We start from the raw sequence: 20,841 nt of genomic DNA on the forward strand, positions 1-20,841 counted from the left end.
CGTGTTGCTTCAGGACCGCCAGGATTTGGCTGTCGGAAAATCGAGACTTCTTCATCATTCGCTCCTTGTGCGATCAGTGTAAAAGTCTCTACTCAAAACCTCGATTAATTTTCGGGGGGATTACACCCCCTCGGGGGGGGAACTAGCCCACAACCATGCTTGTGGATCTCGTGGAACCCCTCCGGCGAAGGCTCTTTGCTGATGTGATAACGCTCCACCATCTACTCCATTAACTCCTCTGACTAGAAGCTGGCTAATTCTACCGTGCCCCAGTAAAAACGTCGATTTAGCGGATTTTTATGTACGAAAATTGCTATATTATTTTTCATCTTTCTTTATTTTACCGAAAATTTTCTTAGCTTGACTGCCAAACATTGAATGATTACTTTCGCTGCTTTCTTAACAGGGAAGTTTCATGAAACTACACAGCCCTCTTTCACCATTGATCCGTGTGCAGCGCTTTGCCAATGTAAACAAACGCACCCTTGCATTTAATGAAATTCTCTATTCAGTAATTCTTGGTTTTTTACCCTCGATTTGGTTTTATTATTCACAAGGGAAAAAGGGCTTTCTTTCACACCTTGAAAACCTGATGCCATCCAACCCCTATGTTTATTATTTTTTTGGTCTTTTAGGTGTTCAAATTTTTATTATGATAGTTAATTATTTTTTCGCCAGATTAAATGCAGAGTGGAAGGATACACTTCATCGATTCCATGCTTTTTGGATGCAGATTGGCTTTTCCATACTAGGTATTGTCAGAGCCATTGTCGGTGCCATTTTGGCAACGATGTACTTTACGGTTCAGGAAGGGGAGCCCGGCTCTGTGGATCGAGTTCTTATAGCCGGCGCCTACGTTTTCATACTCTTCCTTTTTTCCTGCATGGTGATGTCAAGTATCCAGCGGATTTCTGAGCAATTACTTAGAACTGGATCTTCCAAGCACTGAATCCCAAAAGACATGGAGACCCGTGAAATGTGAGGCTTGACCTGAGGCCACTCACTGTCCAGTCATGCTGCGGGAGCGCGCATTCATGGCCTCGCCATATCTTTTTTGGTTGGCGATTTTTTTATCTTCGATAGCACTTTTAAACTCGTAACGTGCCACCTTGGCCATAAGAATATTTTCATCGTGGCGACGCTGAAATTCCTGATAACGCTCCTCTGCCTTTGCTATTTGCTGGGCCGTCATCGTTATTCTGTATTTTTCCACATAGCTATCCTGATCGCTAAGGCGGGCAAAGGCATAAGCATCTTCGATGCTGCAGTACGCCGCTAACTTGTCCTTGAAGCGTCCCTGACAGCCGAGAAAAAGGGCGAGACGTCTTGCCGCCCGTTCAGCCCAGCTCTTGTAATAATCGCTTGAGGCGCTACCGTCGCTTCCCTTGCCACCAAAAGCCACTTGTTTGAGATAAGGGATCCCCTTGTCAGGAATATTGGGGGCGCCTTGCCAGCCAACAGCATAGCCAACGCCAAGGAGAAACTTTTTCTCAGCATCCTTCTCCGCAGCCATTGCGGCAAAAGCGCGTCCTTGTTCTGTTTTTAGCGTAAACAGCTCTCTCTGAGCCCCGATAAAACCATTCTGTGCCGAAAGTGCCTTATAGGTTTTAGCTTTGGCTTCATCCCGATTGCTATAGTAGTCGTGCAATATCAGGGCTGCGGTTGCGCTACCCGCATTTGCCTGCTGATCAAGATAAAGAATCAACTCGTGCTCACCATAGAAGTCGTCCAACCTCGCAGAAGCAATATTGATTCGGCCGTACTGAAACAGCGTTTGCTCAGGATAGTAAACCCGCTTCGAGGCATCACCGGCTTCCAGCACGTTATGGGCCAAAGCCAACAAATCCTTCTTGTCCCCCAGAAGTCTAAAGCGAGCACTCAAATAGGCATTATTAAAGCCCGCGTATTCTTCTGGCTCCGCAAGAGCTTCATGAATGAGTTGTTGCGCACGTTCGTCATTCAATACCTTGGGGTCCTTATCCATGCGATGACTGAGCAAGGAAAGAGCGTCACGAGAAATTGGACGAGCTGGTGAGGCTACGGCATCCCAATAAAACTGCTCTGCTTTGCGGTTATTGGCTTTCGGGTTGGTTGGGCACTTGGCTTTCCCTGTGCTCTCACCGGTAAAGGGATTGGTCGTGTGGGCCTGGCCTACGGAATACCGATAATGCAAAAAAGAGAAGAATCCGGATACCCCTCCTTGGACAATTTAGTCAGCTTTCTAAGTGCAGACTTGGGGTTTTCATCAATGCCCATGGGCTCTGAGCCAAAGTACTCAAGCACAGCCAAACGGTGCCTAGCGGCGTAATCCCCCTTACGCGCCTTCTGCCTGCAATCATTGATATCAGGCATGCAGGCGGTTTCCGCTTCCTCATATTCCACTTTGCCGCAAGCATTAGCTTGAATAGCGGCCGTTGCGGTTATGCCAATAACCAACAGTCGTAATATCCCGATCACCAGCCCTTCCCCTAGTCTTCCCCAGCGATGATATAAAAAGTTGTATCTCATCGTAGCAATCGAAATTTGCTGAAACATCCCCCAAATGAAGTACACCTCTGCCCGCGGCCTCTTATTTTCTGGACCCAGGCCGGGGCTGGTCTTACCTCATGCTCCATGCCCTTCTCGCCTTCAAAAACAACAATAGCTCAATCACTACGCATTTATGTAACACACCCAACGACTCCAGCTTGAATGCTGGTAAGACATGACAAGGCAGGCTAACGAGTCACTAGCCGCCTGGCCTTCCAATAACGCTGACTCCAGTAGGGGTTATTAAGCGAAGACTGCATGACGCCACTACTCACCGACGCATGCATGAACTCGTCGCCGCCCATGTAGATCCCCACATGGCGACTCCCCGGCCCGGTTTTGAAGAACACCAGATCGCCCACTGTCAGTTGGTTACGGGCCACGGATTCGCCTTCCTGCATTAATGCGGAGGTGGTGCGCGGGACTTTCATGTTCAGCTGCGAGAGGAAGGTAAGGTAGACAAAGCCGGAGCAATCCACGCCTTTGGGGCTGAGGCCACCGTACTGATAGGGCACGCCTTGCCAATCTTCTTTTTGGGCCAGCAGGCTGTCGAGGATCAGGGCCTGCTGGGGCGGAAGCTGCAACGGTGCTTCGGCAATTTTAGGCGGGGAAGATCGCTCGGCGGGCACCAAACCACACGCTGCCAGGCTAACAAACAGCAACAATAGGGCGGGAAGCCGGACAGAGTGGGCGGAATAACAGGGCATAGCGTGATAGCGATGGCTGACTTAAGGAATGAGGCAGCCAGAGCGCGAGAAGGTTCCAGAGGGCTATTGAAAGAGCAACGTGAAAAGTTGAAGCGCGGATACGCTTTCGCCCCCCCCGACCACAAAATGGACGTGGTCTCAGTACGATCAGAACAGAGGGCGCCCTGCGAGTTCCAACATTAAACGTTCAACTCACGCTTGCGCCAGCTGGTCGCGCATTTGCTGGATAACGGCGGCGTAATTTTCTTTACCGAAGATGGCCGAGCCGGCCACGAAGGTATCGGCGCCGGCAGCGGCCACTTCGCGGATGTTCTTTTCAGAGACGCCGCCGTCCACTTCCAGGCGGATGTCGTAGCCGCTAGCGTCGATCAGTTGGCGCACAGCGCGGGTTTTATCCAAGGTAGAGGGGATAAACGTCTGGCCGCCATAGCCCGGGTTCACACTCATCAGCAGGATCATATCCAGCTTGTCCATCACGTATTCCAGGCAATCCGGGCGTGTCGCCGGGTTGAGCACCAGCCCAGCCTTGCAACCATAGCTCTTAATCAGCTGCAGGGAACGGTCCACGTGCTGGCTGGCTTCCGGGTGAAAGGTGATGTAGCTGGCCCCGGCTTCGGCGAACATGCTGATCAATTCATCCACCGGGCTGACCATAAGGTGCACGTCGATGGGGGCGGTGATGCCGTGGTCGCGCAGGGCCTTGCAGACCATGGGCCCGATGGTCAGGTTAGGCACGTAATGGTTGTCCATCACGTCAAAATGGATCACATCGGCGCCGGCCGCCAGCACCGCATCGCACTCTTCGCCTAAACGGGCAAAGTTGGCGGCAAGGATGGAGGGGGCGATCAGATAGTCCTGCTTGGGCATGACAATTCCTTAAAATGCATGTGTTGTGACAGCGTCACTGTGGAGCGGTGATTGCACCGATCTCACAAAACAATCAATTTCAGCACTGGATCAGGTGCCGCTGAGCAGTCGATCCAGTTCGGCGAGACGTTCCGGGGTGCCGATATCCCACCACTGCCCTGCATGATGCTCGCCGCTGGCCGCATCGTCGGCCATGGCCGCACGCAACACCGGCGCCAGCTTCGCTTCACCGTTGGGTAACTGCGCAAAAATGGCAGGGTCAAAACGGCCAATGCCGGCGTAGGTGAGCTTAGGCTCGGCATTATCGCGCAAGCGGCCCGCGTCTGTCAGATGAAAATCCCCTTTCGGGTGATGTTCCGGGTTATTCACCAGCACCAGATGCACCGGGTCCGGGCGATTATCCACTAGCCGAGTCAGGTCAAAATCGGTCCAAATATCTCCGTTAATCAGCACAAACGGCTGATCGCCCAGCAACGGCAGCGCTCGCTTGATGCCCCCAGCGGTTTCCAGCGGTGTACCTTCATGGGAGTAAACAAGGGGAATGCCGTAGCGAGCACCCTCTCCCAGGAAGGCCACCAGCTTCTCGCCCAACCAACCGGTATTAATCACTAAGGATTCAATGCCGGCATCGCGCAGCGCTTCAATATGGTATTCGATCAGTGCTTTGCCCCCCGCCTGCAGTAGCGGCTTGGGGGTGTGGTCGGTGAGCGGGCGCATGCGCTTGCCGTAGCCGGCGGCCAGTATCATGGCCTTCACGCATCGTCCTCCAGCTGATCGAGCACCCATTCCAAGTCCGCCAGCTCCGGGCGCCGGGCGATGACCGTGCGCAGGTAAGCAAAGAAACGCGGCACATCGCCCAGATACTTGGGCTTGCCATCGCGGTGACAGATGCGCGCAAAAATACCAATCACTTTAATATGACGCTGGGCGCCCATCAGGTCGCAATCGCGCAAGAAAGTATCGAAATCCGTCGGCACCGGCAGCCCTGCCGCCGTGGCCTTGTCGAAATACTCGTGCAACCAGCTGAGCACGCGCTCTTCCGGCCAGCTCAGGAAAGCATCCTTGAACAGGCTGATCACGTCATAGCTGATGGGGCCGGCCACTGCATCCTGAAAATCGATCACCCCGGGATTCGGGTCGGAGACCATCAAATTGCGCGGCATATAGTCGCGATGCACAAAGACTTGCGGCTGCGCCAAGGCTGAGCCAATCAGCACATCAAACACCCGATCCAGCCGTTGGCGCAGCTCTCCGGTGACCACCTTTTCGCGATGGCGGAACAGGTACCACTGAGGGAACAGCTCCAGCTCCCGTTGCAGCAATGCCTCATCGTACTGCGGCAGCCCGGCGGTATCGGCGTGCAATTGCTGGGTAATCAGGGTATCGATGGCAGCGCTGTACCACTCATTGGCATTAGCCTCACTCAGGGCGTTCAGCCAGGTTTGTGTGCCCATATCGCTGAGCAACAAAAAGCCCTGCTGCAAATCTTGATGAAGAATATTCGGCACGTGCAGGCCTGCCCGCCTAAGGCGCTCAGCAATATTCACGAAGGGGCGGCAATCTTCCTGCTCCGGCGGGGCATCCATAGCGACTACGCTGCTACTCCCATGGAAATAACGGAAATAACGGCGAAAACTGGCATCTGCTGATGCGGGCTCACCAGCCACAGATTCACCCAGATAATCGCTTACCCACTGGTCGATGGCCTGCTTTCTCGGGTCCGGGGTTACGCCGGATTTACTTTTATCAGGCTGCATTGCCTTCCTTGTTAGATTACACTGCCGCTTTTGGTGGGACGGAAAGCCGGCCCACCATAAAGCGGCCTTTTTACCTGTTCTGAGCAGCTGATGCCACTGCCCATACCTCGATTATTGATTCCAGCCCTGCTGCTTGCCTCAGGGGCTAGCCTTGCGGAAAACGACCTGAACTGGGTTGACCGCGAAGAGATGGCCACGTTCCCTGCTGTGCAGCAGCGGGCGATACCTGAGTGGTGCGGCGGTATTTATTATAACCCCCGTGTGGGCATGCCGGTGACAGGCAGTGATACGGTCATCACCGCCGATCACTCCACGCTCACCCAGGACGGCCTAATCAACCTAGACGGCGATGTCCTGATTGAACAACCCGGCCGCCGCATTACCACCGATATTGCCGAGCTTGATCAAGCCACTGGCAAATTCGAACTTGAAAACGGTATGCGCCTGGAAAGCGACCGAGCCACCTTTATCGCCAACAACATGAGTGGCCAGACTCGCCGCAAAGAAGGCAGCCTGCAAGGGGTACGCTATTCCCTGTTCGACAATGGCGCCCGCGGCAATGCCGATTATGTTTTTCTGAAACAAAACACCACCACCATCACCCACGGCACCTATACCACCTGCGCCCCCGGCTCCAACGGCTGGATAATGCAGGGCGATCATATTTTTCTGGACCGAGATAATGGCTGGGGTGAGGCCAACAACGTGGTGCTCAAGGTCAAGAACATGCCCATTTTGTGGCTGCCTTGGATGACCTTCCCCATCGATGACCGTCGCAAGAGCGGCCTGCTGTTTCCCACCCTTTCCGTGGGGGATAGCGGAGGGCTGGATATTTCCCAACCCATTTACCTGAACCTGCATCCACAACTCGACGCCACCGTTGCTCCTCGCTATATCGATGGCCGAGGCAGCGGCCTGGACAGCGAAATGCGCTACCTGTCGCGCTGGGGCGAAGGCAAACTCAGCTACGGGGTACTGTTCAACGACCGCAAATTCGACGATGAAAACCGCCAAGTCGGGCGCTGGACTCACAATGGCGACATTAACCGATGGAGCCTGGAGACCGATTTCACCTATGTGTCCGATGACTTCTATTTCAAGGATCTGGACACTGGGCTGGAAATCAGCTCCCAGACGCACCTGCCCCGGCTGGCAGAAGCCCGCTATTACGGGCGTACCTGGCAAGTACTGGGCCGGCTACAATCCTGGCAGACCATTGACCCGACACTGGACGACGCCGATCTGCCTTACCGGCGTTTACCACAGCTGCAATTAACCGGTGACCCCACCTTAGTTGGCCCGATCAAGGGGTTATGGCTGTCTGATCTCACCGCTTTCGACCGTAGCGATTCCGATGACAGCGGCAAAGCTACCGGCATGCGTGCCCACGTGGCCCCAGCTTTGACCGTGCGTCTGCAAGAACCTTGGGGGTATATAGAGCCCCGCACCCGGCTGTACCACACCCAGTATCAACTCGATAATGTCGATGCCAACGAAGAAGATAACCCGGACCTGACGACCTGGGGCGCCAGCCTGGATTCCGGCCTGTTTTTTGAGCGTGCGGGTAACTGGTTCGGCTCCAGCTTCACCCAGACCCTGGAACCGCGCCTGTTCGTGAACAAGATCGCCTACGAAGATCAGAGCGAACTACCCAACTTCGATTCCGGCGAGCTGACGTTCTCCTATAACTCTCTGTTCAGGGAAAACCGCTTCATCGGTTACGACCGCATCGGCGACGAAGAGAAATTGGCGGTAGGCCTGACCAGTCGCTTCCTGCATGATGGCACTGGCCGCGAGCAACTACGCCTGCGAGTGGCGCAAGGCTTCTACTTTGAAGACCGCAAAGTGATCACCGAGCGGGCTGTGGAAGACCCCACCGATGACCAAACTCCCGTTATTGGCGACGCACGCTGGAACTTTGCACAGGATTGGTACCTCTACTCTGAGGCCCAGTGGGATACGGAAGAGAACAAGCGTGAGCGTTCTAACTTCCAAATTGGTTATAACGATCGGGAACGGCGCGTCGTCAACCTGGGCTATCACGACCGTCCGGCAGACGACATTCGCGAATCGGAAGTCAGCGCCATTCTGCCGGTTCACCGACACTGGCGGCTGATTGGCCGCTGGATGTACGACCTGGATAACCAACGCTCGCTGGAAACCATGGCCGGTGCCGAATACCGCAATTGCTGCTGGAAGCTGAGACTGCTCAGCCAGCGCGAACTGGTGGATGACAGCGGCGACGGCAACCTCGAGGCGGACAGCACTATCTGGTTCCAGATCCAGATGATCGGCCTGGGCGGCTTCGGCGGCCAGGTGGATTCCCTGCTGGAGCGCAGCATTCCGGGATACAGGAGACAGTATGATTAATAGAACGCTGCACGCAAAACACGCCCTGCTTGGCCTGCTCACCATGGCCGTGCTGATGATGCCGGCCTGGAGCCAGGCCAAAGTACAGATGCTTGATCGCATTGTAGCGGTGGTTAACGATGGCGCCATCATGGCCAGCGAGCTCGATGAGCGGATTAACACCATCGCCCTGCAATTTCAGGAAAAGGGCCAACAACTGCCGCCCCCGGCGGTGATGCGCGAGCAGGTGCTCGACCGCATGATTCTGGAACGCCTGCAGCTGCAGCTGGCCGAACGGGCCGGGATCAAAGTCGACGACGCCAGCCTTAACCAAGCTTTGGCAGGCATCGCCCGTCAGAATGAGATGAGCCTGGAAGACTTCGCTGCAGCTCTGCGTCAGGACGGTTATAACTGGGCCCAGTTCCGCGAACAAATTCGTGAAGACATGGTGATATCCCGCCTGCAGCAACGCAGCGTGGCCTCTCGCATTCAAGTCACCGACCGGGAAGTAGACCGCTTCCTAAGTTCTGAAATGGGCAAGCAGATGTTCCAGGAGGACTTTCGCCTGGGCCACATCTTGGTCCGCGTACCCTCTGAAGCCCGCCCGGAAGATATTACCCAGGCTCGGGATCAAGCTGAAAGCATCATCAAAAAAATCAAGGACGGTAGCGACTTCCAGCAGCTGGCGGTGGCCGAATCCGATGGCCCAAAAGCTCTGGATGGCGGAGACCTAGGCTGGCGCCCGGCCGCCCAGTGGCCCACCCTGTTTGCGGAAAATGCCATCGACCTGCAAAAAGGTGAAATTTCCGAGCCACTCCGCTCCGGCGCTGGCTTTCATGTTCTCAAAATGATCGACCGTAAAGGCGGCGCTGAAAAAGTGGTGACCCAATATCAAGTTCGCCATGTGCTGATCAAAGCTGACGCTTTGATCAGCGCTGAACAGGCCCACCAGCAAGCGATTCGTCTCCACGACGAGATAGCCGCGGGCAGCCGCCAGTTCAGTGAAACCGCCGCCGAATTTTCTGATGACCCAGGCAGCGCTCGCAATGGCGGCGAACTCGGCTGGATCAACAAAGGCGAAATGGTCCCCGAGTTTGAAGAGATGATGCTCAATACGCCGGTGGGCGAGCTATCGCCTGTGTTCGAAAGCCAATTCGGCTGGCACTTCCTGCGCGTAGACGGCATCCGCGATGCAGACATGAGCACCGAGTTCCGCCGTATGCAGGCCACCCAGGCCCTACAGAAACGCCGCTTTGAAGAAGAGCTGGAAACCTGGACGCAGGAAAAACGCAGCGAGTCCTATGTGGATATTCGGTTGTGAGAAGCCCGACACCGAGTCCCCGATGCCAGACGCCGCTTGGCCGTGCTAAAGCACAACTCTATTCCCTCCAGCGCAAGCCAGGGGGGCCCCTTTCCTCCTTGCGGGAGAAAGCCAGGGAAATAGCATTGGCCTCCGGCGTTCGGCTTCAGGCATTCACCTAAGCCATGCCTAGCACGCCCTCCCAACCCATCGCCATCACTTATGGCGACCCCGCAGGGATCGGCCCGGAGCTGGTGCTATCTCTGCTGGATACCTTCACTGACGCCCCGCTGGTTATTATCGGAGACCGGCTGGTGCTCAGCGAACGGGCGCAACAGCTTGGCTTGGCGGTATCACTAGGCGACTGGCAACCGGGGCAACCACTTCCCTCAAGCTGCCTACCTGTGTGGCACACTCCGGCCGGCGCCCCAGTCATCGCCGGGCAACCGGACCCGGCCACCGCCGCCGGCACCGTGACCATGCTTACCCGTGCCGCTCAGGGCTGCCTTGAGGGCACCTTCTCGGCCATGGTTACCGCTCCGGTGGCGAAAAACGTGATTTGCGACGGAGCCGCCCCGGCGTTCACCGGCCATACCGAATTTCTCGCCGAACAGGCCAGGGTAAAGCAGGTAGTGATGATGCTCACTGCTTCCCCCCGCGGGCAGCCGCTTAGGGTGGCCTTGGCCACCACCCACCTGCCCCTGAGCCAGGTGCCGGCCGCAATAACCCCCGACAGCCTGATGCGTACCCTGACCATTCTGCGCGACGACCTGATCGGCAAGTACCGCATTGCCGAACCGCGCATTATGGTACTGGGGCTCAACCCTCACGCCGGCGAAGAGGGCCACCTGGGCCGCGAAGAACTGGATATAATCATTCCTACCTTGGAACACCTGCGCGCTAAGGGCATGCAACTCACCGGCCCTCTTCCCGCGGACACAGCTTTTCAGCCTCACCTACTTGAGCAACACGATGCAGTGCTCGCCATGTATCATGACCAAGGGTTACCGGTGCTCAAGTACGCTGGTTTTGGCGAAGCCATCAATATCACTCTGGGGCTGCCTTTTATTCGCACCTCAGTGGACCATGGCACCGCCTTCGATCTGGCAGGCAAAGGCACGGCCAGCGCGGGTAGTCTGATCGCCGCCACGCGCCTAGCACTGGCGCTGGCAACACCGCAGCATAATGCCTGACCGCACCAGCGCTCTTGCGTTGAGTGAGCCACACCACCCGGCCTGACCTGAGATCCGCTATGAAAGAACACCGCACCCGTAAACGCTTTGGCCAACATTTCCTGCACGATCGCAACTTGGTCGACCGCATGATCCGCACCTTGGGCTTACAAACGGAAGACACCCTAGTGGAAATCGGCCCAGGGCGGGGCGCCCTGACCTACCCACTACTGGAAGACGTTCCCCATTTGCACGTGGTGGAATTGGATCGGGATCTAATTGCCCTGCTGCGCCAGGAAAACACCCCCGAACGGCTGACCATTCATGAAAGTGATGCGCTGCGCTTTGATTTCCGCAGCCTGAAACCGGCGGACAAGCCCCTGCGGGTGATTGGTAACCTGCCGTACAACATCTCTACCCCACTGATCTTTCACCTGCTCGCCCAGGCCGACGCCATCAGCGACATGACATTCATGCTGCAAAAAGAAGTGGTGGAACGGCTCACCGCCAGCCCCGGCACCCGTGATTGGGGGCGGCTGTCGATCATGGTGCAGTATCATTGCCAGGCGGATTATCTTTTCTTTGTGCCCCCCGAGGCATTCAGCCCCCCTCCCCGGGTGGATTCCGCCGTGGTCCGGCTAATTCCCCACGCCAGCCCGCCCCACCCAGCGGACGACGAGGGCCACTTGCGCAAACTGGTGGCCCAGGCCTTCACCCAGCGCCGCAAGGCGATCCGAAATGGGTTAAAGTCCTGGGTTAGCGCCGAGCAATTTCAAGCCCTCGGCATTGATGCCGGCCTGCGCCCGGATCAACTGTCCGTGGCCGACTACGTGGCACTGGCCAACATCAGTCGCCCAGCCGACGCATAAGAAGAAGGCAGCGCACCACACACCGAACAAGGCAAGGGAGACAGCACTCCATGAGCGTCACCGAACAAGGCAGCGACAACACCGCCAACGGCGACTCCAATCACAATATTCAGGTATCGGTGGAAACCGAATTTCTGCCGGACCAAAGTGATGAAGAAGGCCAACGCTGGGTCTTTGCTTACCACATCAGCATTCTCAACAAAGGCTCCGTCAGCGCCCGCTTGCTTACCCGCCACTGGGTGATCACCGATGGCGAAGAGCGCGTTCAGGAAGTCCATGGCGAGGGCGTTATCGGCGAACAGCCCCACATCGCCCCCGGTCAGACCTTCCGCTACACTAGCGGCGCTATTCTGGAAACCGAAGTGGGCAGCATGCGCGGCAGTTACCAGATGATTAGCGAAGACGGCATCCACTTTGACGCACAAGTCCCGCCCTTCACCCTAGCCGCACCGCATGCATTGCACTGAATGCGCTGGAAGCCCTATGCCTGACGCCCAACATATGGCCGATACGGCCATCATTGTTTTAGCCCGCCAAAGCGCAAACGTCGGGCATCAAGCCTCCAGTATCAGGGATATCACCGGAAACACCTTATGAGCGATTACGCCATTGGCGATCTGCAGGGCTGCCTCGGGGCATTTGACTGTTTGCTGGAAAAGGTTAACTTCAATGCCGACCGCGACCGCCTGTTCCTCGCGGGAGATCTGATCAACCGGGGGCCAGACTCACTAGGCACCCTGCGTCGCGTTCACGCCCTGCGCGACAATGTGCATACCGTGCTAGGCAACCACGATCTACACCTGCTGGCGGTGGCCAACGGCACCACCCCCAGCAAACGCAAAGACACCCTCAGCGAAATTTTGAACGCACCGGATCGTGCTGAACTGCTGGGCTGGCTACAACAACAACCACTGCTTGTTTCCCTACCGGAATACAATGCGGTGATGACCCACGCCGGCATTCCACCGCTGTGGTCACTGGCCCAGGCCAGCCAACGCGCGGCGGAAGTGGAAACCGTGCTGCGTGGCAACTCCGCCGGCACATTTTTTACTCACATGTACGGCAATACCCCCACCGGCTGGGACGAGACGCTGAGTGGCCCAGACCGCTGGCGGGTGATCACCAACCACTTCACCCGCATGCGTTTTGTGGATCAGGCCGCAAAGCTGGACCTGACCAGCAAAGGAGAGCCCGACTCGCCCCCCACCGGGTTCATTCCCTGGTTCCAGCACCCCGGCCGAATCGTCACCGATACCCGCATCCTGTTCGGCCACTGGGCCGCCCTGGAAGGCCACAGTGGCGTCGAGAAGGTCGACGCACTGGACACCGGCTGCGTGTGGGGAGGCTCCTTAACTGCGCTACGGCTAGACGACTTGGTTCGCATTCAGTGCCACTGCTAGGCGTCAGCCTTCGTTAGTTGCTTCAGCTGGCGGCGTATCGTGTGATCCCCCAGCAGAAACAACGACAGTGCCAGCACGATTAACGCAGCCCCCACCAGCACCAGTACCCCCAAGCTTTCACCATTGAGCAGGCTTCCCAACGACAACGCCAACACCGGCGTAATCAGCGTCACTAACGCCACCGTCGCCGCCGACAGCCGGGCCAACACCTGATAATAGCAATAGAACCCCAACAACGACCCAAACACCGCCAGATACAGTATCGCGGACAGGCCCCGGTAATCGCCGCTAAAGCTCAGCGTCTGGCCGGTAATGGCCATGCCCATGGCATAACAGGGTAACGATAGCAGCAAGCCGCCCACGGTTTGCTGCATGGGCTGCAGCCCGGCGCCCACTCGCTGCACCGCAATGCCACTGCCGGCAAACAAGGTCACTGCGCTAAGCATCCACAGCAAACCCACTCCCCGGCCGCCCATGTCCTGCCCGGCGACCAGCACCTGCAGGCTGTCATCAAACACCAGCACCAACCCGGCTAAACCAATTAGGCAGGCGCTCCAATGCCAGCGATTAAGGCGCAAACCACCCGGCAGGGCTTGCAGCATCAGCCCGGACAACAGCGGCGCCAGCCCAAAGATCACTGAAATTAACCCGGAAGGAAGGTGAACCGCCGCCATATAGCTACAGCCCATAGCGCCAAAAATACCCGGCAGAGACGCCAAATAGCTGAGACGCGCGCGAGCATGCAACGGCAAAGGTTGGCGCTTTATCCATAACCAACCCAGCCCCAGCAGCGCAGCAATACCCATGCGCACACCGGCGGCGGCCAGCGGCGCCATGGCGTCACCACTCCATTTAATCCCCAATGGAGTGGTTGCCCACACCGCCACTACGATCAAATATGCTGCCAAGGTTGGCATGCCGTTCTCCTTAAATGAGACACACGTTTCAAGCGAGAGCGTGGTCCTAGCTTTTTTCACTCTGAAACCAACAAGCGCGGCCAAATGTTGGTGCGCGGCCTCCGTGATATCAGCCAGGAAAATCCATTCCGTGTTGAAACTTGCAGCGGGTTTACGGCCTACCACCTTCCCCATTAAACGAAAAAAGGCCGCAGGTCAGGGACACTGCGGCCTTCGTGCAGAACTGAAACGTTCAGTCACACAGCCGTCGCCCTTGCGCACGCCATTGGCGGGCACAGCGGTCTGCGACTAATGCGTTCAGTTTCAGTACGATAGAAAGCATGCGACCATTCTGCTCAAGATAACGAGAGCGCACAAGATGAATGTCTATCTAGTGGGCGGCGCGGTGCGGGATTTCCTGCTCGGCCTCCCCGTTACAGAAAAAGATTGGGTCGTGGTCGGTGCCACCCCGAAGGAAATGGAAGCCAACGGGTTCCGCCCCGTGGGCAAAGATTTCCCCGTATTCCTGCATCCAAAAACGCAGGAAGAATACGCCCTGGCCCGAACCGAACGGAAATCCGGCAACGGTTATGGCGGCTTTACCTTCCATGCCGCCAGCACGGTCTCTCTAGAAGAGGATCTGATTCGCCGCGACCTGACCATCAATGCCATGGCGCAAGCCCGTGGTGGTGAAATCATCGACCCGTTTAATGGCCGCGTGGATCTCAAAGCTCGCCTATTGCGCCATGTTTCCCCCGCCTTTGCCGAAGACCCCTTGCGGGTATTGCGGGTTGCCCGTTTTGCCGCTCGCTACCACTGGCTAGGGTTTCAGGTGGCCGATGACACACTTATGTTGATGAAACAACTGAGCGACTCCGGTGAGCTGGGTTATCTTGTCGCTGAGCGGGTTTGGAAAGAAACCAGCCGAGCGCTCATGGAGCGCGATCCTCAGGTGTTCTTTCAGGTACTTCACCGCTGCGGCGCACTGCATGCCTTATTTCCAGAGCTTGCCGCGTTGGATGGCGTACCTCAGCCGGAACAACACCACCCGGAAGTGGATACGCTGCTTCATCAATTCCTTTGCCTTGAGCAGGCCGCTCGGCTCGGCTTAGGCCTTCACGCTCGCTATGCGCTGCTATGCCATGATCTGGGCAAGGGTAACACCCCAAAGGAAGAGTGGCCCCGACACATTGCCCACGAAATCCGCAGCGCTCGTCTAAGCAAAAAGGTATCAAAGCGATTGAAAGTTCCCAAGGAAGCCGCAACCTTGGCCACCTTAGTCGCTGAGTTCCATACTCACAGCCACCGTGCATTGGAACTGAAACCGGCCACGGTGTGGAAACTGTTCAAGTCGCTGGATATCCTTCGTCGCCCGGAGCGGCTAACGGATTTCTTGGGAGCCTGTGAAGCCGACGCGCGGGGCCGCACCAGTTTCGAAAACCGCGAGTATCCTCAAGCCGCCTATCTACAGGGCGCGGCACATGCTGCTCGCCAGGTAGATATACAGGCGCTGCAGGCCCAAGGCCACGACGGCCCGGCACTGGGCGAAGCGATTGAGCAAGCCCGCATTGATGCCATCGCCACCTTTAAACAACAGGAGCTTAATCCCTGATGAACGCCCCCGTCGCCCTGGTTACCGGCAGCGCCCGCCGTATTGGTGCCCAGATTGTTCGCACCCTGCATCAGCACGGGATGCGGGTGATCATTCATTACCGGGGTAGCCAGGCAGAAGCCGAGAGACTGGCTGCCGAGCTAAATCAGCTACGCCCCAATAGTGCAGGGTTACTGCAAGCCGATTTGGACCAACCCGCCGCCGTGCGCCAACTGGCCAGCGACGCCCTTGCCTGTTTCGGCCAGCTGGATTTGCTTGTCAATAATGCCTCCAGCTTTTACCCCACGCCCATAGAACAGGCAAACGACAGCGACTGGGAAAAGCTGATTCACAGTAACCTGCGTGCCCCCTTTATCCTCAGCCAGCAGCTGACGCCTGCGTTACGCCAGCAACAGGGCTGTATTATCAATATTGTCGATGTTTACGCAGAAAAACCGCTGCAAACGCATACTCTGTATTGCATGGCCAAGGCCGGTCTTGCGATGATGACCAAAAGCTTGGCCCGGGAACTGGGACCAGAGATTCGCGTCAACGGCGTCTCCCCGGGGCCCATTCTGTGGCCAGAAGCCGGGCAGATGAACCAGCGGGCCATCCAGGACGCCACCGCCCTGAAACGCAGCGGCGAGCCGGATGACATTGCCAACACGGTTTACTGGTTAGCCACAGCGGCGCCCTTTATTACCGGGCAAATCCTCGCCGTGGACGGGGGGCGTTCACTGGCCTTGCAAGGAAGCTAACAACAAAACACGAAAGGATTCTCGGGGGGGGACTCATGAAAATTATCGGGGCAATACTGCTATCACTGGCGACGGCCTCTGCCAGCGCAGAAATCTATCGTTGGAAAGACGCCAATGGCAACTGGCAATTTGGGGACAAGGCACCCCAAGAGCAACACGACACCTTGGATGTAAAGCCACCCCCGAAGATTGGCCAGGATGACGCCAGGGATATCCATGCTCGCACCCAACGGCTACTGGAAAGCCAGCAAGCGCAGGCACGGCAAAAAGCGCAGGCAGAAGAAAACGCACGAAAGGAATACAGAAAACGGTTTGCGGAACCCTGCAAGGCAGCAGAAAAACGTCTCGAGCAAATGAACGGGCCTTTTGTCTATGTGGATGAAGACGGAACCCACCGCAACGCCAGTATTGAAGAGGTTGCCGCAGACCAGCAGAAAACCCGAAAATGGATCGACCAACATTGCGACTTCTAACGCTTCTTCTCATTCTTCTTAGCGCCAGCGCCCAGGCGAACATTTTTCAATGGCGTGATGACACTGGCAAGTTGCATTTCGGTGACCGCCCACCGGAAGGAGCCCAAACCGAAACCATCACTCCGGATATCAGCCCACAACTCAAAGACCTGGACATCCAGGTTAAACGCCAGGATTTCACCCTGAGCGGCGACCTGCAGCAGCAAACCCTGGACAACATCCGCCACATCTATCAACGCTACCGCCGAGACTTCGGGCTGGACCTGCACGGCACCGCAGAAGTGAACCTGTTTTTGATTGAAAAACAGGACGATTTTCAACAATGGATGGTTGACCGGATTGGCTCCAGCAGCCGTCATTATGCCGGCGTGTTTATTCCTTCAACCAACGAAGTTGCCGTGTGGAAATGGACCAAAAACGAACAACAAGTAGCCCAGACGATTCTTCATGAGTCCAGCCATGTGCTGCTCTACCAATTGTCACCGTCTGCCCCTGTGTGGCTACATGAAGGACTTGCACAATATTTTCAAATGCTGGAAACACAACCGGATGGGCGCCTGAAAATCAGTGCTCTGCCCGATGCCCAAAAACGCATTCAGACCTGGGTTGAACAACAGCGCCTGATCACCCTGCGGCAGTATCTCTCTCTGGATGATGCTCAATGGCGCAAGATGGCTCACCAGCTCAACGCCATTCCCTACACCGTTGCGTGGGCAACCACCGCCTTTCTTATGTCCAAACCGGTTGGCCGTTCTATTTTGCGGCAGATGCTTCAGGATCTGGAAAAAAACCATCAGAGGCCAACGCTTCAACGTATCGACCACCTCTACCCCGGTGGTCTCTCTCGGCTGGAATACGATTTCTTCCGTTGGGCGCAAAGCGATATGACACCGCATTGGTATTGAGAGACGCAGCACGACACACGCTGTCTCTCAGGCCCACCGATGGCTGCCGAATTACGCCACTATGGGGCTAACGCAAACTGCAAAAACTATCGCTCCTTGCCGCCGAACGGCACCACCCATAAGTTCTGCCCACTGAAATCAGCCGCGTCCAACAATGCCCGGTAGGGTGCACGGGTTTGCGGGTGCATGGCATCCGGGGCCAGATCGACCAGGGGTTTTAGAACAAAAGCATGCTTGAGAATTTCGTCCCGGGGCAGCTGCACACCCTCTATCTCACCCACACAATCATTGTAGGTGAGAATATCAATATCCAAGGTTCGGCTTGAAAACTTTTTCTCGCCCCGCACCCGACCATGCTCCTTTTCGATCTCTTTTAGACAGGCAGCCAGTTCTCCCACACTCAAGGCTGTCTTCAGCCCCACCACTAGGTTGTAAAAGGCATCACCATCGAAACCCACCGCTTCACTTTCGTACACCGGGCTGATCGACAAGGGGGAAAATGCCCGCTTTAGGGCATCTAACCCAGAGCTAATATTGTGCTCACGGTCGATATTGGAGCCCAGGCTAAGAAACACCTGAGCCTGAGACACATCAGGCATCAGGACGCACACCCCGCTCAATGATCACCCCCACATCACGGGCACCGCGCAAAGCCCCTGGCTTGCTGAGTCGCAATTTTAGCCACGGCACGCTGAACTCATTCAACACCAGCTGCGCCACATTCTCCGCCAGAGTTTCCACCAGCTGAAATTCACTGCCCTCAATGAAGGTGATCAACCGCTTGCCAATGGCTTTGTAATCCAATGCATCATCAATGTGATCCGAGGCCGCTCCTTTGCAAATATCCGCCGCCATTTCCAGGTCCAGGCTCACGGTCTGGCGGATGCGGCGCTCCCAATCGAAAATGCCGATTACGGTATCAACTTTCAAATCATTGATATAAACAATATCCATACTGGCTCTCTTGCCGTGGCATTCATCGACGCTAGCGCACTGGATGAATCCCATTTCAGGTAATCAGATGTTACGCTTGCAGCTCAGGCAGCAATGGGATGCTGTGTACAATGGCCCCCAAGTACTACATGGGCGCCAATTTCGCTGCCTCAGCGATGTGATGGGAGATTATAACCGGTGCAAGCAGGGACATTACAGGAAGTCTGGTTCTGGTTATTGCCATTGTGCGTAGCCGGCTATCTGATGGGCTCCATTTCCAGCGCCATTCTGGTCTGCCGTTTGTTCGGCTACCCGGATCCGCGCACCGAGGGCTCCAACAATCCCGGGGCCACCAATGTACTCCGTATTGGCGGCAAACCCGCAGCCGCCCTCACCTTGCTGGGCGACGTGCTCAAAGGGGTAATACCCGTGGTGCTCGCCCGCTATCTGGATATGGGCCCCTTTGTGGCCGCCCTGGTGGGCGTCTTTGCCTTCTTGGGCCATCTGTATCCCGTATTCTTTCACTTTCAAGGCGGCAAAGGCGTGGCCACAGCCTTTGGGCTACTGTTTGTTCTACACTGGCCCAGTGGGTTATTAGCCGGCGCGACTTGGCTGCTGGTATTTGCCCTCAACCGTATTTCCTCAATCGCCTCACTCAGTGCCTTCGTGGTAGCACCGGCCTGTATTTTCGCCTGGCTGCCCCAAGCCTTCTGGCCCATTCTGGCCCTTTCCATCGTGCTGATTCTGCGACATCGCAGCAACCTGCAAAAAATACTGCGTGGGGAAGAGCTGGGGTTCAGGAAGAAAAGCTAGCTACACGTTCCAACACGGCAAAACGTGATGATTTCTGAGACACACCACCAGCGTCCCCCTAGGGCGCCGGGCTGAGCTTACTGAGAGTAAACCGAACTTAATCCGCGCCTTGCAGCTTCGCCAGTTCCGTCAGCGGCCAGCGCGGGCGGATCTTGATGGGTAGCTCGGCCCGTTCCCCGGCCTGCAACCGCAGGGCTCCCGCAAAAGCGATCATGGCACCGTTATCTGTGCAGTATTGAGGCGCGGGGTAATAAACGTCCACACCCCGTTTTTTCATCTGTTCCGCCAACTTAGCACGCAACGACTGATTCGCACTGACCCCTCCAGCCATCACCAATCGCTTGTGGCCGGTTTGCTCCACCGCACGGCGGCACTTGATCACCAAGGTATCCACCGCCGCTTCTTCGAACGCACGAGCAATATCCGCCCGGTCCTGCTCACTTAACGCTTCTTTTCCGCCCAAATCATTGATGGTATTTAACGTGAAAGTCTTGAGCCCAGAAAAGCTCATATCCAAGCCTGGACGATCGGTCATCGGGCGCGGAAAACGGAACCGACCTGCCGTACCTTGTTGCGCCAACGTCGCAACACGGGGGCCACCGGGGTAACCCAAGCCCATCATTTTTGCGGCTTTATCAAACGCCTCTCCAGCCGCATCATCCACTGATTCACCTAAAATCTCATATTCCCCCAGGGCCTTAGCGTCCAACAGCAGTGTGTGGCCCCCGCTAACCAGCAGCGCCACAAAGGGAAACGCAGGGGCATTAGGCTCCAGCAAGGGCGCCAGCAGGTGCCCCTCCATGTGGTGCACGGCCACCGCAGGCAAATTCCAGCCAAACGCCAACGAACGGGCCACACCCGCCCCTACCAGCAAAGCGCCGGCCAGCCCAGGGCCAGCGGTAAACGCCACCCCATCCAACTGTTGCGGTTGGGTATTAGCCTCCGTCATGACTTCGCGTATCAATGGCAGCACCCGCTGCACATGATCACGGCTGGCCAGCTCCGGCACCACACCGCCATAGCGAGCATGCATCTCTACTTGGCTATATAAGGCCTGCCCCAATAGCCCCTGCTCGGTGTCATAGATAGCCACGCCGGTTTCGTCGCAGCTCGATTCAATACCCAATACGCGCATGGTGATCAACCCTGTGAAATTGCGTTGCCATGATAGCGATGAACCGTAGGATTTGCATTTCCTCACCACTAGGGTAGAATCCCCGCCTCGCCGCACCCCGGGACCACCTGAGCCCGCGGCGACCCCCATAAACTCTAATTTCTAGGAAGGTGATTCTTCATGCCTCAGGTGAAGGTGAAAGAAGGCGAACCGTTTGATGTGGCCCTGCGCCGTTTCAAGCGTGGCTGTGAAAAAGCGGGTATTCTCTCTGAAGTGCGTCGTCGCGAGCAATACGAGAAGCCCACACAAGAGCGTAAGCGCAAGCGTGCCGCAGCCGTCAAGCGTCACCTTAAAAAACTGCAGCGTGAGCAACTCGCACGCAAACGTTTGTACTAAGGTATAGACGTC

Annotated in this window: 23 protein-coding genes; 13 read left to right on the forward strand and 10 right to left on the reverse strand. The window is 56.4% G+C overall.

Annotation, left to right across the window (positions count from 1 at the left end; all coding sequences use genetic code 11):
• Nucleotides 1–415 precede the first annotated feature (415 nt).
• Entirely contained in the window at nt 416–949 is a 534-nt protein-coding gene (locus tag ABNH10_RS06330; protein ID WP_349385143.1) for a hypothetical protein, read from the forward strand.
• A 51-nt stretch (nt 950–1,000) separates the two neighbouring features.
• Here ABNH10_RS06330 and ABNH10_RS06335 read toward each other — a convergent pair whose 3' ends face one another.
• The 6 genes from ABNH10_RS06335 to ABNH10_RS06360 all read right to left on the reverse strand — a co-directional run bounded on the left by ABNH10_RS06335 (nt 1,001) and on the right by ABNH10_RS06360 (nt 5,860).
• On the reverse strand, nt 1,001–2,173 hold the full coding sequence (locus tag ABNH10_RS06335) for a hypothetical protein (protein WP_349385144.1): 1,173 nt from the start codon (nt 2,171–2,173) through the stop codon (nt 1,001–1,003).
• Nucleotides 2,152–2,535: a hypothetical protein gene (locus ABNH10_RS06340; protein WP_349385145.1), complete on the reverse strand. Its 384-nt coding sequence runs from the start codon at nt 2,533–2,535 to the stop codon at nt 2,152–2,154. Before ABNH10_RS06340 ends, ABNH10_RS06335 begins: the two co-directional genes overlap by 22 nt.
• 182 nt (nt 2,536–2,717) lie before the next feature.
• Nucleotides 2,718–3,236 (reverse strand): NlpC/P60 family protein, encoded by a 519-nt coding sequence (locus tag ABNH10_RS06345; RefSeq protein WP_349385146.1) that lies wholly within the window; start codon nt 3,234–3,236, stop codon nt 2,718–2,720.
• A gap of 192 nt (nt 3,237–3,428) precedes the next feature.
• Nucleotides 3,429–4,103, reverse strand: a complete 675-nt coding sequence (rpe, locus tag ABNH10_RS06350; RefSeq protein WP_349385147.1) for a ribulose-phosphate 3-epimerase — start codon at nt 4,101–4,103, stop codon at nt 3,429–3,431.
• A gap of 90 nt (nt 4,104–4,193) precedes the next feature.
• A complete protein-coding gene (gene murU / locus ABNH10_RS06355; protein ID WP_349385148.1) occupies nt 4,194–4,859 on the reverse strand; it encodes an N-acetylmuramate alpha-1-phosphate uridylyltransferase MurU in 666 nt (221 codons plus the stop codon).
• Nucleotides 4,856–5,860 (reverse strand): aminoglycoside phosphotransferase family protein, encoded by a 1,005-nt coding sequence (locus ABNH10_RS06360; RefSeq protein ID WP_349385149.1) that lies wholly within the window; start codon nt 5,858–5,860, stop codon nt 4,856–4,858. Before ABNH10_RS06360 ends, murU begins: the two co-directional genes overlap by 4 nt.
• 90 nt (nt 5,861–5,950) lie before the next feature.
• Here ABNH10_RS06360 and ABNH10_RS06365 point away from each other — a divergent pair, with 90 nt between their 5' ends.
• The 6 genes from ABNH10_RS06365 to ABNH10_RS06390 all read left to right on the forward strand — a co-directional run bounded on the left by ABNH10_RS06365 (nt 5,951) and on the right by ABNH10_RS06390 (nt 12,950).
• On the forward strand, nt 5,951–8,230 hold the full coding sequence (locus ABNH10_RS06365; protein WP_349385150.1) for an LPS-assembly protein LptD: 2,280 nt from the start codon (nt 5,951–5,953) through the stop codon (nt 8,228–8,230).
• Nucleotides 8,223–9,530: a peptidylprolyl isomerase gene (locus tag ABNH10_RS06370; protein ID WP_349385151.1), complete on the forward strand. Its 1,308-nt coding sequence runs from the start codon at nt 8,223–8,225 to the stop codon at nt 9,528–9,530. Before ABNH10_RS06365 ends, ABNH10_RS06370 begins: the two co-directional genes overlap by 8 nt.
• 164 nt (nt 9,531–9,694) lie before the next feature.
• The gene (gene pdxA / locus ABNH10_RS06375; protein ID WP_349385152.1) at nt 9,695–10,702 is read left to right on the forward strand and encodes a 4-hydroxythreonine-4-phosphate dehydrogenase PdxA; all 1,008 of its coding nucleotides are present in this window, start codon (nt 9,695–9,697) and stop codon (nt 10,700–10,702) included.
• A gap of 59 nt (nt 10,703–10,761) precedes the next feature.
• Nucleotides 10,762–11,550: a 16S rRNA (adenine(1518)-N(6)/adenine(1519)-N(6))-dimethyltransferase RsmA gene (gene rsmA, locus ABNH10_RS06380; protein ID WP_349385153.1), complete on the forward strand. Its 789-nt coding sequence runs from the start codon at nt 10,762–10,764 to the stop codon at nt 11,548–11,550.
• A 50-nt stretch (nt 11,551–11,600) separates the two neighbouring features.
• Nucleotides 11,601–12,017: a Co2+/Mg2+ efflux facilitator ApaG/CorD gene (gene apaG / locus ABNH10_RS06385; RefSeq protein WP_349385154.1), complete on the forward strand. Its 417-nt coding sequence runs from the start codon at nt 11,601–11,603 to the stop codon at nt 12,015–12,017.
• A gap of 126 nt (nt 12,018–12,143) precedes the next feature.
• Complete coding sequence (locus ABNH10_RS06390; RefSeq protein WP_349385155.1) at nt 12,144–12,950, forward strand: symmetrical bis(5'-nucleosyl)-tetraphosphatase; 807 nt, start codon at nt 12,144–12,146, stop codon at nt 12,948–12,950.
• Here ABNH10_RS06390 and ABNH10_RS06395 read toward each other — a convergent pair.
• Complete coding sequence (locus tag ABNH10_RS06395; RefSeq protein WP_349385156.1) at nt 12,947–13,867, reverse strand: DMT family transporter; 921 nt, start codon at nt 13,865–13,867, stop codon at nt 12,947–12,949. The genes ABNH10_RS06390 and ABNH10_RS06395 overlap by 4 nt on opposite strands.
• 358 nt (nt 13,868–14,225) lie before the next feature.
• Here ABNH10_RS06395 and ABNH10_RS06400 point away from each other — a divergent pair, with 358 nt between their 5' ends.
• From ABNH10_RS06400 to ABNH10_RS06415, 4 genes are read left to right on the forward strand one after another with little or no spacing between them, the layout of a single operon-like run.
• Entirely contained in the window at nt 14,226–15,458 is a 1,233-nt protein-coding gene (locus ABNH10_RS06400; protein WP_349385157.1) for a multifunctional CCA addition/repair protein, read from the forward strand.
• Nucleotides 15,458–16,195 carry a pteridine reductase gene (locus tag ABNH10_RS06405; protein ID WP_349385158.1) on the forward strand — a complete coding sequence of 246 codons (738 nt, stop codon included), beginning with the start codon at nt 15,458–15,460 and terminating at the stop codon, nt 16,193–16,195. The genes ABNH10_RS06400 and ABNH10_RS06405 overlap by 1 nt, the downstream gene beginning before the upstream one ends.
• A gap of 35 nt (nt 16,196–16,230) precedes the next feature.
• Nucleotides 16,231–16,668: a DUF4124 domain-containing protein gene (locus ABNH10_RS06410; protein WP_349385159.1), complete on the forward strand. Its 438-nt coding sequence runs from the start codon at nt 16,231–16,233 to the stop codon at nt 16,666–16,668.
• Nucleotides 16,641–17,573, forward strand: coding sequence for a DUF4124 domain-containing protein (locus ABNH10_RS06415; protein ID WP_349385160.1), 933 nt, complete (start codon nt 16,641–16,643; stop codon nt 17,571–17,573). Before ABNH10_RS06410 ends, ABNH10_RS06415 begins: the two co-directional genes overlap by 28 nt.
• Before the next feature lie 86 nt (nt 17,574–17,659).
• Here the strand turns inward: ABNH10_RS06415 and folK are convergent, their stop codons facing one another.
• The gene (folK, locus tag ABNH10_RS06420) at nt 17,660–18,172 is read right to left on the reverse strand and encodes a 2-amino-4-hydroxy-6-hydroxymethyldihydropteridine diphosphokinase (protein ID WP_349385161.1); all 513 of its coding nucleotides are present in this window, start codon (nt 18,170–18,172) and stop codon (nt 17,660–17,662) included.
• On the reverse strand, nt 18,165–18,527 hold the full coding sequence (gene folB, locus ABNH10_RS06425; protein WP_349385162.1) for a dihydroneopterin aldolase: 363 nt from the start codon (nt 18,525–18,527) through the stop codon (nt 18,165–18,167). The genes folK and folB overlap by 8 nt, the downstream gene beginning before the upstream one ends.
• Nucleotides 18,528–18,704: 177 nt before the next feature.
• Between folB and plsY the strand changes: the two genes are divergently transcribed.
• On the forward strand, nt 18,705–19,319 hold the full coding sequence (gene plsY / locus ABNH10_RS06430) for a glycerol-3-phosphate 1-O-acyltransferase PlsY (protein WP_011589337.1): 615 nt from the start codon (nt 18,705–18,707) through the stop codon (nt 19,317–19,319).
• 97 nt (nt 19,320–19,416) lie between these two features.
• On the opposite strand, the gene tsaD is transcribed toward plsY, so the two are convergent.
• Nucleotides 19,417–20,454 carry a tRNA (adenosine(37)-N6)-threonylcarbamoyltransferase complex transferase subunit TsaD gene (gene tsaD, locus ABNH10_RS06435; protein WP_011589338.1) on the reverse strand — a complete coding sequence of 346 codons (1,038 nt, stop codon included), beginning with the start codon at nt 20,452–20,454 and terminating at the stop codon, nt 19,417–19,419.
• A gap of 159 nt (nt 20,455–20,613) precedes the next feature.
• Here tsaD and rpsU point away from each other — a divergent pair, with 159 nt between their 5' ends.
• A complete protein-coding gene (gene rpsU / locus ABNH10_RS06440) occupies nt 20,614–20,829 on the forward strand; it encodes a 30S ribosomal protein S21 (protein ID WP_007148705.1) in 216 nt (71 codons plus the stop codon).
• Nucleotides 20,830–20,841 lie beyond the last annotated feature (12 nt).

It is taken from the genome of Alcanivorax sp., from assembly GCF_040119285.1.
Taxonomy (GTDB): Bacteria; Pseudomonadota; Gammaproteobacteria; order Pseudomonadales; family Alcanivoracaceae; genus Alcanivorax.